Source organism: Maritalea porphyrae, assembly GCF_030159895.1.
GTDB classification, from domain to species: Bacteria; Pseudomonadota; Alphaproteobacteria; order Rhizobiales; family Devosiaceae; genus Maritalea; species Maritalea porphyrae.
Genome location: NZ_BSNI01000002.1, coordinates 2,371,699 through 2,385,014 on the forward strand (window position 1 = coordinate 2,371,699; position 13,316 = coordinate 2,385,014).

At 49.7% G+C, this 13,316-nt stretch carries 15 protein-coding genes and 1 tRNA gene; 8 read left to right on the forward strand and 8 right to left on the reverse strand.

Annotation, left to right across the window (positions count from 1 at the left end):
* Positions 1–81: 81 nt before the first annotated feature.
* Positions 82–168, forward strand: a tRNA-Leu gene (locus tag QQL65_RS15060).
* A 32-nt stretch (positions 169–200) separates the two neighbouring features.
* On the opposite strand, the gene QQL65_RS15065 is transcribed toward QQL65_RS15060, so the two are convergent.
* The 3 genes from QQL65_RS15065 to QQL65_RS15075 all read right to left on the reverse strand — a co-directional run bounded on the left by QQL65_RS15065 (position 201) and on the right by QQL65_RS15075 (position 2,773).
* Entirely contained in the window at positions 201–1,259 is a 1,059-nt protein-coding gene (locus QQL65_RS15065) for a hypothetical protein (protein ID WP_284365814.1), read from the reverse strand.
* A gap of 243 nt (positions 1,260–1,502) precedes the next feature.
* Positions 1,503–2,003: a xanthine phosphoribosyltransferase gene (gene gpt / locus QQL65_RS15070; RefSeq protein ID WP_284365816.1), complete on the reverse strand. Its 501-nt coding sequence runs from the start codon at positions 2,001–2,003 to the stop codon at positions 1,503–1,505.
* Positions 2,004–2,014: 11 nt separating this feature from the next.
* Positions 2,015–2,773, reverse strand: a complete 759-nt coding sequence (locus QQL65_RS15075) for a competence/damage-inducible protein A (protein WP_284365817.1) — start codon at positions 2,771–2,773, stop codon at positions 2,015–2,017.
* 93 nt (positions 2,774–2,866) lie between these two features.
* On the opposite strand from QQL65_RS15075, the gene sfsA reads away from it, so the two are divergent.
* Genes sfsA through radC form a run of 3 tightly spaced genes read left to right on the forward strand, consistent with a single transcriptional unit; the run spans position 2,867 to position 5,169 of the window.
* Positions 2,867–3,577, forward strand: coding sequence for a DNA/RNA nuclease SfsA (sfsA, locus tag QQL65_RS15080; RefSeq protein ID WP_284365820.1), 711 nt, complete (start codon positions 2,867–2,869; stop codon positions 3,575–3,577).
* Between the two features lie 30 nt (positions 3,578–3,607).
* Positions 3,608–4,438, forward strand: a complete 831-nt coding sequence (map, locus tag QQL65_RS15085) for a type I methionyl aminopeptidase (RefSeq protein ID WP_284365822.1) — start codon at positions 3,608–3,610, stop codon at positions 4,436–4,438.
* Positions 4,438–5,169: a RadC family protein gene (gene radC / locus QQL65_RS15090; protein ID WP_379863203.1), complete on the forward strand. Its 732-nt coding sequence runs from the start codon at positions 4,438–4,440 to the stop codon at positions 5,167–5,169. The genes map and radC overlap by 1 nt, the downstream gene beginning before the upstream one ends.
* On the opposite strand, the gene QQL65_RS15095 is transcribed toward radC, so the two are convergent.
* Together QQL65_RS15095 and QQL65_RS15100 are read right to left on the reverse strand one after the other, a co-directional pair.
* Positions 5,166–6,368 carry a GNAT family N-acetyltransferase gene (locus QQL65_RS15095; protein WP_284365824.1) on the reverse strand — a complete coding sequence of 401 codons (1,203 nt, stop codon included), beginning with the start codon at positions 6,366–6,368 and terminating at the stop codon, positions 5,166–5,168. The two genes, radC and QQL65_RS15095, sit on opposite strands and share 4 nt — an antisense overlap.
* Before the next feature lie 112 nt (positions 6,369–6,480).
* Positions 6,481–7,218, reverse strand: coding sequence for a cytochrome c biogenesis CcdA family protein (locus QQL65_RS15100; RefSeq protein WP_284365826.1), 738 nt, complete (start codon positions 7,216–7,218; stop codon positions 6,481–6,483).
* Between the two features lie 206 nt (positions 7,219–7,424).
* Between QQL65_RS15100 and rpe the strand changes: the two genes are divergently transcribed.
* From rpe to QQL65_RS15115, 3 genes are all read left to right on the forward strand, one after another.
* A complete protein-coding gene (gene rpe / locus QQL65_RS15105) occupies positions 7,425–8,105 on the forward strand; it encodes a ribulose-phosphate 3-epimerase (protein WP_284365827.1) in 681 nt (226 codons plus the stop codon).
* Positions 8,106–8,146: 41 nt separating this feature from the next.
* Positions 8,147–9,454 carry an adenylosuccinate lyase gene (gene purB, locus QQL65_RS15110; RefSeq protein WP_284365828.1) on the forward strand — a complete coding sequence of 436 codons (1,308 nt, stop codon included), beginning with the start codon at positions 8,147–8,149 and terminating at the stop codon, positions 9,452–9,454.
* Positions 9,455–9,550: 96 nt separating this feature from the next.
* A complete protein-coding gene (locus tag QQL65_RS15115; protein WP_284365830.1) occupies positions 9,551–10,435 on the forward strand; it encodes an EamA family transporter in 885 nt (294 codons plus the stop codon).
* On the opposite strand, the gene QQL65_RS15120 is transcribed toward QQL65_RS15115, so the two are convergent.
* Positions 10,428–10,877, reverse strand: coding sequence for an SRPBCC domain-containing protein (locus tag QQL65_RS15120; RefSeq protein WP_284365832.1), 450 nt, complete (start codon positions 10,875–10,877; stop codon positions 10,428–10,430). The genes QQL65_RS15115 and QQL65_RS15120 overlap by 8 nt on opposite strands.
* A complete protein-coding gene (locus tag QQL65_RS15125; protein ID WP_284365833.1) occupies positions 10,870–11,208 on the reverse strand; it encodes an ArsR/SmtB family transcription factor in 339 nt (112 codons plus the stop codon). Before QQL65_RS15125 ends, QQL65_RS15120 begins: the two co-directional genes overlap by 8 nt.
* Before the next feature lie 82 nt (positions 11,209–11,290).
* Between QQL65_RS15125 and QQL65_RS15130 the strand changes: the two genes are divergently transcribed.
* Positions 11,291–11,842: an RBBP9/YdeN family alpha/beta hydrolase gene (locus QQL65_RS15130; RefSeq protein WP_284365834.1), complete on the forward strand. Its 552-nt coding sequence runs from the start codon at positions 11,291–11,293 to the stop codon at positions 11,840–11,842.
* Here QQL65_RS15130 and QQL65_RS15135 read toward each other — a convergent pair.
* Positions 11,839–13,230, reverse strand: coding sequence for an MFS transporter (locus tag QQL65_RS15135; protein ID WP_284365835.1), 1,392 nt, complete (start codon positions 13,228–13,230; stop codon positions 11,839–11,841). The two genes, QQL65_RS15130 and QQL65_RS15135, sit on opposite strands and share 4 nt — an antisense overlap.
* Positions 13,231–13,316: the final 86 nt, after the last annotated feature.

Consider the following 13,316-nt stretch of genomic DNA (forward strand, 5'->3'; position numbering starts at 1 on the left):
GTATTGTTGGCAACTTACCCATTGAAATGGTGTCAATTTTATGACAAACCGACGCCAGTGACTGTTCTGTCGCTCAAATTCGCGGACGTGGTGAAATTGGTAAACACAAGGGACTTAAAATCCCTCGCCCTAACCGGCTTACGGGTTCAAGTCCCGTCGTCCGCACCAAATAATGCAATACTAATTCAACGACACTTTCGTTAGCCATCAATATCTACAAGGTGAGCGTAGTAGGTAGACTCAATGATCCGCCCCTCTTTTTGGCGCCTGTTCTCGTTAAGTCCAAGATGCCGACCATTCAGATAGTATGAGTTTGGTGTCTCCGGCATGAGTTCGCCAGGAAACGAAAACCTAAAATCATCAATCTTGAACTTCTCAAATGTATTGAAAACGCTAGCCAGCCACTTACTACTCTTCTGGTTTCTAAGACGGGAAAAAAGACCTGCGCGAAACACAAGACCTTTGTGGAAGTATGCTGTCGACAACTGCTCATTGAAAAGGGGCATATGCGCACTCCACCCCATCGCATGCCACTTGTTCTTATTTGACCTCACCATGCCATAACCATAATCAATCGACTGGTATTTTTTATCGGCAATGAAATCTATTATGTCGCCCACCTGTCTACGTTGTTCATTATCAAATTGCTCATAGAGGTGCGAAAAGACAAATACATCATGAACAAGTGGCAGGCAAAGTTCACCACTTGCGTAAAGACCTGGATTAATCAATTTTCGACCTTCATATGCCTTCGGCAATTTTGCATGCAAGCTATCAACAAAAATGTTATGGCGTTGAGATGGACTCCTTACAAACGAGTGAAGTGACTGCAACCTGTCCGTAACAATGGTCACTGCCGTTGGATGAACTTCACCTGTGATGCAGAAATAGCTGGCGACGACATACCGAGCGAGCCACGCATAAATGTCGTCATTTGTTGATACCTCCAGATAGCGAAGATATTCGCGCCTTTGCTTTGCAGTTAGAATATCTTCGATTGCAAGGCCAAACTGCAGCAGCTTGCCAAACGCATTTTCAAAACAACCATCGTTACTGCCCAACAAAGTGGACGCAGATATTTCATTTGGAATAAGGCTCCGCCATTTTGCGACTTCAGGAAGTGCCAACATTTCCTCGTAATTGCTTGTGCGTTCTTCGTTGCTGCCAATATCAAATCGCTGAAAAAGGAGATGACGAATTGTCGGCCCTGCATTTTCCATTAAGTATTGCAGACGCTTTTTCCGCCGATTTGCAAGCATAACAATACCTCCCTAAGCACACCAATTAGCAAACAACAACACCAGCATGCCTCACCACATCACCGCAAAACTGGAAGCAAAAATCAGTCTGGTCCGTCACTCAACAAGGCGCATTGATTTGGCTCATGGTTCTGCAATGCGAAGATGCAAACGATTTTTGGAACTGTACCCATAGTCTTGTGGCATACGCACAAAAAAGCGCCCCGCAGGGCGCCTTCGCTTGTTTGCCTAATTGGTTGCCGCTTAGTCATCCGACCCATGAATTGGTGGCGCGTACGAAACGTCCATGTCCCATGGGAAATAGATCCAAGTGTCCTGAGATACTTCCGTCACAAAGCTGTTCACTAGGTCGCGTGCTAATGGCTTCGCGTAAACGGTCGCAAAGTGCGCATTGGGCAGCATTGCCCGCACGGCGCGTCCCGTTTTGCCGGTGTCGACAAGGTCGTCAACAATCAATACCTTTTTGTCATCCGCCGCATCAAGCGCCAGGATGTCATCTGCGATGGATTTGAGCACTTGTAGCTTGCCCTGATCCTTATACTCATATGAGGAAATCGAAACGCTCTCAATCACACGGATACCCAGCTCACGCGCAATGATTGCTGCAGGCACAAGACCACCGCGGGTGATGCAAACTATGGCGTCAAACGGCCCTTCGGAGTTCAATCGCCACGCCAATGCGCGCGAATCGCGGTGAAATTGGTCCCATGAAACGGGAAAGCTTTTATTTTGCGGTGCGCTCATGGCCAACCTCTTTAGATTTTCAATTTGTTCTTCGTTGCCGCAGCAATAATGTCCCGAACTTTTTGCGTCGCTTCATCCAATAAAGGCTTATCGGCGGAGCGCAACACAATTTGCGTTACATATTTGTCCGACCCCATTTGAGGGTAAGAGCCGATTTTGACCGTTGGGTAAGAATTTTGCAATGCCGCAAGTGGCTCAGATAGTGAACTTTCCCCAACCTGTGAGTCACAACTGGCCGAAAAGACCTCTATTCCCGTTTCCAATTTCGGCGCAATTGCTTCGAGCATGCCCTGCATGATCTTTGGCACGCCAGCCATCACGTAGACATTGCCGATGTGAATACCCGGCGCACCAGAAACGGTGTTGGGGATCAACTCGCCACCATCAGGGATGCGTGCCATGCGCAAGCGTCCCTCATTCATTGGATAGTCGGTGAACCTATCTTGCATCATCTTGATGGCACGATCATCCACTTTCAGTGCCACACCAAATGCTTTAGCCACGCCGTCGGCGGTGATGTCGTCGTGCGTGGGGCCAATGCCACCTGTTGTAAAGACATAAGTGAACTTCTTGCGCAGCGCGTTCAACGCATCAACGATTTCATCAATCTCATCAGCGATGACCCGGACTTCACAAAGCTCAATGTTAAGGTCGGCACAAAAGTCTGCAACTGTGCCAATATTCTTGTCCTTCGTGCGCCCGGACAAAATCTCGTCGCCAATCACCAGCATGCCGGCAGTCACTCGTTTCTGGTTATTCGCATCAGCCATATGTTTCACCTAACTCTTTGCTTGACTGAATGCCCAAGCCTAAGAACAATTGCAAGCCTGTTCGGCACCATCATCCTACCCCGGAGTTCAGTTTTGCGCCTTCCCTCGCCACTTTTGCGTGGCACGTTGATTAAACGATACAAACGTTTCCTTGCAGACATAACGTTAGAAGGCGGCGAGTTGATCACTGCCCACTGTGCAAATCCAGGCGCAATGCTAGGACTTAACATGCCCGGCCTGCCTGTATTTGTTTCCAAGTCTGACAACCCAAAACGCAAACTTCAATATTCGCTTGAATTGGTAGAGCTCCCAACTGGCCTTGTGGGGATCAACACCAACTACCCAAACAAAATTGTTGGTGAAGCGCTTTCGGAGGACGCCATTTCGGAGTTAAACCCAATTGAGGACTTCAGGGCAGAAGTCAAATATGGCGAAAACTCGCGCATCGACTTCCTTCTCAACCAAAAAGCGAACCAAATGACTTATTTAGAAGTCAAAAATGTACACTTGGCACGCGGTGATGGCTTAGCGGAGTTCCCCGACTGCGAAACGGAAAGAGGCGTCAAACACTTGAATGAGCTTGCGAATATGGTGGCTGCGGGACATCGGGCGATAAATCTCTATCTGGTCCAGCGCACGGATTGTGATCGTTTCGGGTTTGCGCAAGACTTGGCGCCCAAATATGCAAATGCGGTCCGCAAAGCCCACGATGAAGGGGTTGAATTTTTGTGCTATGATTGCGACATCAGCCGCAATGAAATTCGTCTTGCTTCAAGGCTTCCAATTTTATTGCCTTCAAGCTAGTTTGCGCTCAAATCGAATTGAGAAGAACTAATGGTCACCTACGCATCCGCAAAACCATATCAAAAGCGCACACCTGGCATCATCCCGCTTCATGGCGAAGAAGGCTTTGAAGGCATGCGCAAAGCTGGTGCACTTGCTGCCCAGGCGCTCGACATCATGTATGAGCACGCCAAACCCGGTATCACCACAGCTGAACTTGACCGAATTGCATTTGAGTTTGCCAAAGACAACAATGCCGTGCCTGCCACATTGAACTATCGCGGCTATCGGCATTCAATCTGCACCAGCATCAACCATGTGGTTTGTCACGGCATTCCAAACGAAAAAGCGCTCAAAGATGGTGATATCGTCAACATTGACATCACTCTGATCGTTGATGGCTGGCACGGCGACACGAGCCGGATGTACCCAATTGGTGACATTTCAAGAAAAGCAGAGCGCCTAATTGAAGTGACCTATGAAAGTCTTGCGCGCGCACTTGAGGTGGCAAAACCCGGCAACACCACTGGCGACATTGGGGCAGCAATTCAATCTTTTGCCGAAGGCGAGCGCACGTCTGTTGTTCGCGATTTTGTTGGCCACGGTATTGGACGCCTATTCCATGATGAACCAAACATCATGCATTTTGGCACGCCCGGCACTGGCCCTGAATTGAAACCCGGCATGATTTTCACCATCGAGCCAATGATCAATTTGGGCCGACAACATGTAAAAGTTTTGGCTGACGGCTGGACCGCGGTGACACGTGACCGCACACTCTCTGCACAGTGCGAGCATTCCATTGGAATAACCGAGCACGGATGTGAAATCTTCACACAAAGTCCAAACGGCTTGTTCAACCCGCTTGAGGCGAGCAGATAATGGATCAAGGCCCGAAACAGTCCGACAAAAACAAGTTGTCTGGCATGTCTGAGGCGCCGCAGCCACATTATCATGGCCACCGAGACCGACTACGCGCACGCTTTCAGAAAGCAGGCGCGGAAGGCATGCAGGACTATGAATTGCTCGAATTACTTCTGTTCCGCATTCTGCCGCGCCGCGACACGAAACCCATAGCCAAAGCCCTAATTGACCGATTTGGTAGTTTCTCTGAGGTATTGTCAGCGCCACCAAATCTCTTGCAAGAAATAGACGGTTTGGGCCCGACAGCGGCAACAGACATTAAAGTCATTCAGGCCGCAGCGCAGCGATTTTCCAAATCAAAAGTTCCTGAACGCCCAACACTTGGGTCATGGTCCGAGCTTCTCGACTATTGCCATGCACAAATGGCATATGAAAACAAAGAGCAGTTTCGGATTTTATTCTTAGACAAGAAGAACAAACTGATCGCTGATGAAGTGCAGCAGGTTGGCACTGTTGACCACACGCCCGTCTATCCGCGCGAAGTGATCAAACGCTCATTAGAATTATCCGCAACAGCGCTGATTCTATTGCACAATCACCCGTCAGGCGACCCAACCCCGTCAAATGCCGATATTCAAATGACCCGCGCGATAGATGAGATCGCCAAGCCGCTTGGTATCACCGTGCACGATCATATTATTATTGCAAAAGACGGGCATGCGTCATTGCGGGGGCTGAAGCTATTTTAAGTCTTAAGGACAGGCGGCAATATGCCTCTAATCGTTTTGTAAAAAGCGAATAGCTTTGCATTTCCTTTTACGACCATCTTAAGCCGTTCAATCCCGGCTTGGGCGACAAAGAAGACCCACCCTTTTACAGTACGCGGAATAAAACAGGTGCATACTGGTTGCATAACGTTGCACCAGCGCCGCTTCTCATCAGCCTCGCCGACACCAATATCAACAAGGTTAAAACCGTCGTCATTCAACTCAGTTTTTAGCACTTCGAGAAGGCATTGATTGCCTGGCGATCCAGCCATGACACCCGCATCATCGGTCATTGACGAAATCAGCATAAACAATTTGCGCTGATGTGCGATACAATAGCGCGCAGAAATCACTTCACCATCAAGGCATAATGCATAGATAATTGGGCGAACAGAATTAGCCGTCGCGAACACATCCGCATAAGCAGCACGCACCTTTTCATCGGCAAACGGATCTTCAATGTCGAGCTGTTCAAATCGAACGCGCTTTTGCGCAAATACAGTTTTGAGCGGATGCACTATCTCACCGGGAAGTTCAAAGCTCTTCAGCTCAACTTTGCCGAGTGCATCTAGCTTTTGGCGATGCTGCTTGTCGCGACGGCGGCGCTTACGGTCCCTGCGTTCCTTATCCGCTTCTTCCCAACTGTCAAACTCAGTTCGATAAACATAATCACAAACAGGCTTCTTGCTCTGTCCCTCGAATGCTTCGAACTCAATATTCTCGCCCGTGAGCACGCCAGGCATATAAACCGCATCTGAGGGCGGCAATGCGCGCACCAAGGTCCGCCAGAATTCTTTTCGATCGTCTTCGGACAGTTTGGACATGATGGCCGTGTTGATTAACGGACCATTGCAGGCCACATGCGAGCCCACGAACCACGTCAGAACTGTTGCGCCCAAGCGCCGGGTCATCATGAGCGGCAGAACCACAAAAGGTTCTCGGTTGCAGTATGCGGTGACATAGAACTGGCGTTGCAGTGGAATTTCGCACTGCTCTACCCACGAGCGCACAAAATCAAAGCTTTGCCCAGGCGACTGGATGCCAAAGGCCTCTAGCGCGCGCCATTGCGGCTCTACTTCGTAGATGTCCGATGTAACGGTGAACATGGGCTTCCAATCTGAAGGCGAACCATCATGCACCAATGCAGATTTCCCATTTTTATGTTCGTCAGCCAACTTCACAGCATGCTCCTAAAATATCGCGGAGCATCCTCACACCAAAACCCTTAAAACCTTCGCAAACGATAGCAAAGCTGGGCTCTAGATAAGCGAACAATTTGCTTTAGGGTTAATATTACCCAAAGCTCTGCAGCACAGGGAATGTTTCAAGCAGCCAAAAGCTAATCCGTGTGAAGTCGCCGGTAAGAAATAAAATGCCGGTGATGATCAAGAACACTCCCATAACTTTCTCGACCATTCCTAGGTTTTTCTTGAACTTTGAGAAGAAGCTCATAAATGGGCGAACCGCTAATGCCGCCAAGAAAAACGGCACGCCTAAACCCGCTGAATAAACAGCAAGAAGCCCGGCACCTTGCCAAGCGGTTTCAGAGTTCGCTGCTACTGGCAAAATCGCCGCCAATATCGGGCCGATACAAGGTGTCCACCCCAGCGCAAAAGCGAGACCGAGCAAATATCCCCCGAGCGGACCAGATGCTTTGGACGGCCCATCAAACTTGGCTTGTCGATACAAAAACCCGATGCGCAGGACGCCCAAAAAGTGAAGCCCCATCACAATGATGGCTATGCCAGCAAGAGAAGTGAGCCAGGAAAGTGACGAGCGCAGCATTTCCCCAAACAGGGTCGCGGTAGCACCTAAGCCAACAAAGATTGTCGAGAAGCCAAGAATGAAGAAGAATGAAGTGAGAACAGTGCGCCACCAAACAGCGCTCCCGGTGCTTCCTTCACGGCGCAACTCTTCAAACGTTGTTCCCCCCATATAACTCAAATATGGCGGCACCAGCGGCAACACGCACGGTGACAGGAAACTCAAAATACCGGCGCCGAAAATGACAGGAATGCTCAAAGAGATCATAAGTGCTCCATTCTGTCCCCTCTATTGCCCGATCAACACCAAACGCGCAAGCACCTCACTGTCGCACTCAAGCGATTGTGAATCTTGTTGAGAATCTCGCAAAATGCCAGAAATCCGCCGCTTTCGCCCTTCGGCCAATTGGCAGCGTGCAAAACATGTGCTAACCCGCGCCTCATAACCCCCTATGATACATATTGGACAGTGTGATGACCGACTTGCCGATCAAGATCGCCCCTTCCATCCTTTCCGCAGATTTTGCGCGCCTTGGCGAAGAAGTTAAAGCCATTGATGACGCTGGTTGCGAATGGGTCCACGTTGATGTGATGGACGGACACTTTGTGCCAAACATCACCATCGGACCAATGATCGTCGAGGCGATCCGTCCCGTGACCAAGAAGATCTTGGATGTTCATCTCATGATCGCACCCGCTGATCCTTATCTCGAAGCTTTTGCAAAAGCTGGGTCAGATATCATCACCGTTCACGCTGAAGCCGGTCCTCACCTAGATCGCTCCTTGCAGGCCATTCGCAACATGGGCAAAAAGGCTGGCGTTTCACTAAACCCTTCAACACCCGTTTCTGTGATCGAAAATGTGATTGATCGTTTGGACCTCATTTTGATCATGAGTGTGAACCCAGGATTTGGCGGACAAGCCTTTATCCCGCAAGCGATTGAAAAAATCCGTCAAGCCAAAGCCCTTGTCGGCGACCGTCCAATCGACATCGAAGTTGATGGCGGCGTGACAGAACACAACGCTGCAGAAATCGCGGCCGCTGGTGCCAATGCACTAGTTGCTGGTTCTGCCGTTTATAAAGGCAATGATCCGACCACATATGGACCGCGCATGGATGCGATCCGCAACGCCGCCCTTTCGGGACGCGGCTAATCCAATCCTGAATCAAAAATTTCAGAAAGACAGCTAAGCCCATGATTCCTCGTTACTCTCGCGAACAAATGACCTCAATCTGGTCGCCTGAATCAAAATTCAAAATCTGGTTCGACATCGAGGCACATGCAGCCTCGGCGCAGGTTAAACAAGGCGTTGTGCCGCAAGAAGCAGCCGATGTGATTTGGGCAAAAGGCAAAGACGCACAATTCAATGTTGAGCGCATCGATGAAATTGAACGCGAAGTCAAACACGACGTTATTGCATTCCTGACGCACCTAGCTGAAATCGTTGGGCCTGAAGCGCGCTTTGTACACCAAGGCATGACATCATCTGACGTCTTGGACACATGCTTTAACGTGCAATTGGTCAAAGCGACCGACTTGTTGCTTGAAGATATGGACAAGTTGCTTGCTGCCATCAAAAAACGCGCATTTGAGCATAAAACCACAATCACCATTGGCCGAAGCCACGGCATTCACGCCGAGCCAACCACATTCGGCATTAAGTTGGCGCAGGCATATGCAGAGTTTGATCGCTGCAAACAGCGCTTGATTAACGCGCGTGAAGAGATTGCCACATGCGCAATTTCAGGCGCCATCGGCACCTTCGCCAATATCGATCCAAGTGTTGAAGAATATGTGGCGGAACAAATGGGTTTGGCATCTGAGCCAGTATCAACCCAAGTGATCCCTCGTGACCGCCACGCAATGTATTTCGCAACTCTTGGCGTTGTTGCCTCATCAATTGAACGTTTGGCTGTCGAAGTCCGTCACCTGCAACGCACCGAAGTCTTGGAAGCTGAAGAGTTCTTCTCTAAGGGCCAAAAAGGCTCATCGGCCATGCCACACAAGCGCAACCCAATCCTTACTGAAAACCTCACTGGTTTGGCGCGGATCGTACGTAGCGCGGTAACACCAGCGATGGAAAACGTAGCGCTTTGGCACGAACGCGACATTTCACACTCTTCTGTTGAGCGCATGATTGGCCCGGACGCGACCGTCACTTTGGATTTCGCACTGATCCGTTTGACCAACGTAGTTGAAAACTTGGTTGTCTATCCTGAAAATATGAAGGCCAACATGGACAAACTTGGTGGCCTGCACAATTCACAGCGTGTGTTGCTTGCTCTCACCCAAGCTGGTTTGTCACGCGAAGACAGCTACAGCGCCGTACAACGCAATGCCATGAAAGTCTGGCGCGGCGAAGGCGAATTTGCAGCATTCTTGAAAGCCGATGAAGAGGTTTCTAGCGCCCTCACCGATGCTCAAATCGATGATATGTTTGATGATGCCTACCATCTCAAACATGTGGACACGATCTTCACTCGAGTTTTTGGCGAGGCATAATCTATCCATCAAATTGTCTTGATGTGATCTTGACCATATTGAATATGATTGAAAGGGTGGGCAGAGTTGCCCGCCCTTTTTCTTTAGGTCCTTCTCATGCCCATTCGCGACGTGTTGCTCGCCATTCTTGTCGTCGCCATTTGGGGCTTCAACTTCGTCGTAATCAAAGTTGGCGTTGCGGAAGTGCCGCCTTTGCTGCTGACCGGGTTGAGATTCCTGCTTGCCGCTTTTCCACTAATGCTATTCATAAAACGCCCAGCAACAAGTTGGGCGAACATTATTGGCTATGGAATAAGCTTAGGTGTTCTGATGTTCGGGCTGCTCTTTCTCGGCATGAAGCTTGGCGTAAATGCATCCATGTCTTCGATCATTCCCCAACTTCAAGTGTTTTTCACGATGGGTTTCGCCGTCCTCCTGCTCGGTGAAAAGCCAAAGCCCTGGCAACTCGCAGGTGCTGCCATTGCCTTTTCCGGCATTGCCATAATGGGAATCGAACGCTTAGGCGGCTCAGCATTCTTACCATTTATCCTTTTGGTGATTGGTGCCGTGTTCTGGGGCTTAGCCAATGTGATCGCCAAAAAGGCAGGTCAAATTGATATGTTTGCCTTCACCATCTGGACAAGCATCGCGCCCGTTATTCCACTATTTCTGCTTTCATGGCTCTTTGAGGATCACGATGCTATCGTCGCGACATTTACAAATCCTACTGCGTTGGGAATCGGCGCCGCTCTGTTTCAAGCGTACCCGGCAACCATCGTCGGATTTGCCATTTGGAACCAGTTACTTAAAAAGCACCCCGCCAGTTTGGTCGCACCATTTTCATTGCTTGTACCAATCTTCGGCGTTTTTTCCGGCGTACTCTTTTTAGGCGAAACCATGAGTGTGCCTGCTATTATTGGCGGACTCGTGATCTTTGTTGGTTTGGCCATCAACATCTTTGGTAGCAAATTTGGGTTATGGAAGACCAAACTTGTCAGCTAACAAGTTTTTCAAAAGCTCCTATAATATCCGGCCACCCTGTTTCTGCGCCCAGCGACTGACGCACGCTCGCTGCACGTTCGCCATAACGTTCCAACTTTGAATGGGTAAGCCTGACAGCTGTGCCATCACTTGTTGCTGAAAAGGTCACCAACACTTCGGTATAGACCTCCGGATCAAATTCCCATTCCGCATTGAGATGCCAAGCAAATAGAATGCGCTCGCCGGGCGTGAACTCCAACACCCTGCCCCAATCACATTCCTGTTCACCACACACCTCATACCAACGGCCACCCAGCTTCAACTCAACAACCAAACCAGTTCGCGGTTCCTTGCAAATTGAATGCCCCATTGGCCAAAAATCATGCATCCGCTTGGTGAAAAACTCAAATGCATCTATGGGCGATTTCTTTGTTTTCACATCAACGACCACAGGTTCAATCATCTCTTACCTCCTCATCTTTATCGGCAGCATCGGCAAAGTCCTGCATGGCTTTCGTCCAATAGACATCCAACCATTCGCGCAATTCTTGCAGCTTTTCCGGATGCGCCGCGTAGATGCGATTGCGTCCGACCTTTCTCGCGTGCACCAAACCCGCATTACCAAGCAGCTTCAAATGTTGTGACACAGCCGAACGCGACACAGGCAGTTGATCGGCAATTTCTTGCACACCGCTATGTTTTTGCGCGACAATTTCAAACACAGCACGCCTTGTTGGGTCGCCCAGCGCCAACCACATCGCGTTTTCTGTATCAACTTTATATAGGTTAGTCATTACTAACCGTTAGTATATACTAACCTATTAAGTCAAGTACTTTGTGCTTGCATCCATTGCGCAGATTGTGCACCTAAGGCACATGAAAATAGCAGACGCAGACATTCTTATCATTCCCGGCTATCAAGGCTCCCCAAAGGGACATTGGCAACATGGCTGGGCACAAAAAATGCCAACAGCCCAAATTGTCGAACAAGATAATTGGGACAAGCCTGACCTCCAATCTTGGGTCGAAAATGTACATCAGGCAGTACTGATGTCGACCCGGCCGGTAGTATTTGTAGGGCACTCCCTTGGGGTCACCACAATCGCGCACGTCGCAGAACGCTTGACAGATAGCAAGGTTGCCGGTGCACTGCTGGTTGCTGCACCCGACCTTGATCAGAAAAAGGGCATTCCGAAGCAAATCAAAGGCTTTGCCCCGATACCGCACAACCCGCTGCCATTCCCATCATCTTTCATCGCGTCCGCAAATGATCCGTTCTGCTCGGTAGAGGCTGCCGCGGAAATGGCCAGCGCATGGGGTTCAGCATTCAATGTGCCAGGTGAATTGGGCCATGTGAACCCAGCATCCGGTTTTGGCGCTTGGCCCGAAGGGCTAATGGCATTCGCCAACTTGATGAAAAAGCTCTAATTGGTTTTTGCTGGCCATTCCGTGTGGTGGCCATCAATCACATATTTATGGCTATGGCGCACCGCCTCATGTTTATGCGGGTGGCGATGCGGTTCTGGCCCCTCCCACCCCTCATGCTCATGCTGGTGGTGCGGCCCATGATAGTGCAGATGATCATGGTAAAGTGCATCATGCTGATGCTCAATTTCAGCGGGATCGTCAGTTTGCCAAAGCTGCTGGGAAAGCAACATTGCAAGAATTGATGCAATCGCAAAAATTATAAAAGCTGCATTGAAACCATATACATTTGCCAACCAACCAGCGGCCGGATAGGCTAACAACCAACAGGCATGGCTCAACGTAAACTGAGCGGCAAACAATTTTGGCAAATCTTCGTCATTTGCAGAGCGACGCAACACTCGTCCTGCGGGTGTTTGCACCAATGAATACCCAATACCAAGAGCAAACCAAGCCAATAACAGCAATTCAAATTGGCTCACATATGAAGCCAGAACCAACATCAAAGCCAACAGCCACCCACCGCGCCGCATCACAGCTTGATCACCCAAGCGATTGACCAAACGCGGCACCATCAGCGCAGCAATCAACGAGCCAAGACCAAACGCACTCATGGCGATGGCAACTTCGCTTTCACCGCCGCCAAATTGCACACGCACCAACACAACGGTGTTCACAATAACCATCGCACCAGCCGCGGCCACAACCAAAAACATGGCTAACATGCCCATCAGCCGTGGCGTCTTGCGATATATTTTAAATCCCTGCGCAATCTTTTCGCGTGCCGACATCGCTTTGTCTTGCATATCAACAACCATCGGCATAGTCGCAGACAATACGAGACCTGCAGACACAACGAATGCTGCTGCATTCGCGACAAAGAACACGTCAAAACCGACGACCAACAATAGCGCAGCGGCGATTGTCGGGCTCAAGAGATTTTCAAGATCATATGCCAATCGCGCCATCGATAGCGCCTTGGTATAGTCTTCTTCGTCCTCAAATATCTGCGGAATGATCGATTGAAATGTCGGGGTAAAACCAGCCGAACAAGCATTCAAGACAAAGATCAGAATGTAGATTTGCCAGTCGGTTGTAACGAAAGGCAACAACAGTACACATGCGGCGCGCGCAACATCAAGCGCAACCAAAAGCGTTTTTCGACCCTGTGGGCGGATCAATCCGCCGACTATTGGCGCCACGAAGATAAAGGCGATCATTTTGATTGCTAGTGCGGTGCCAAGCACCAGCCCAGCGCGTTCACCAGCAATCTCGTATGCCAACAATGCCAAGGCGATGGTCGTAAGGCCCGTACCCGCCAAAGCAATAAGCTGCGCACCAAAGAGTTTGCGAAAAGTAACATTCTGAAAAATCGAACGTTTGCCGCTCATATCCCCACCACTTTTTTCTGTGATGTCAGCATAGCGCGCAATAAAACGCAAAGAAAAACGGCCCCGCAAATGCAGGGCCGTTTCAA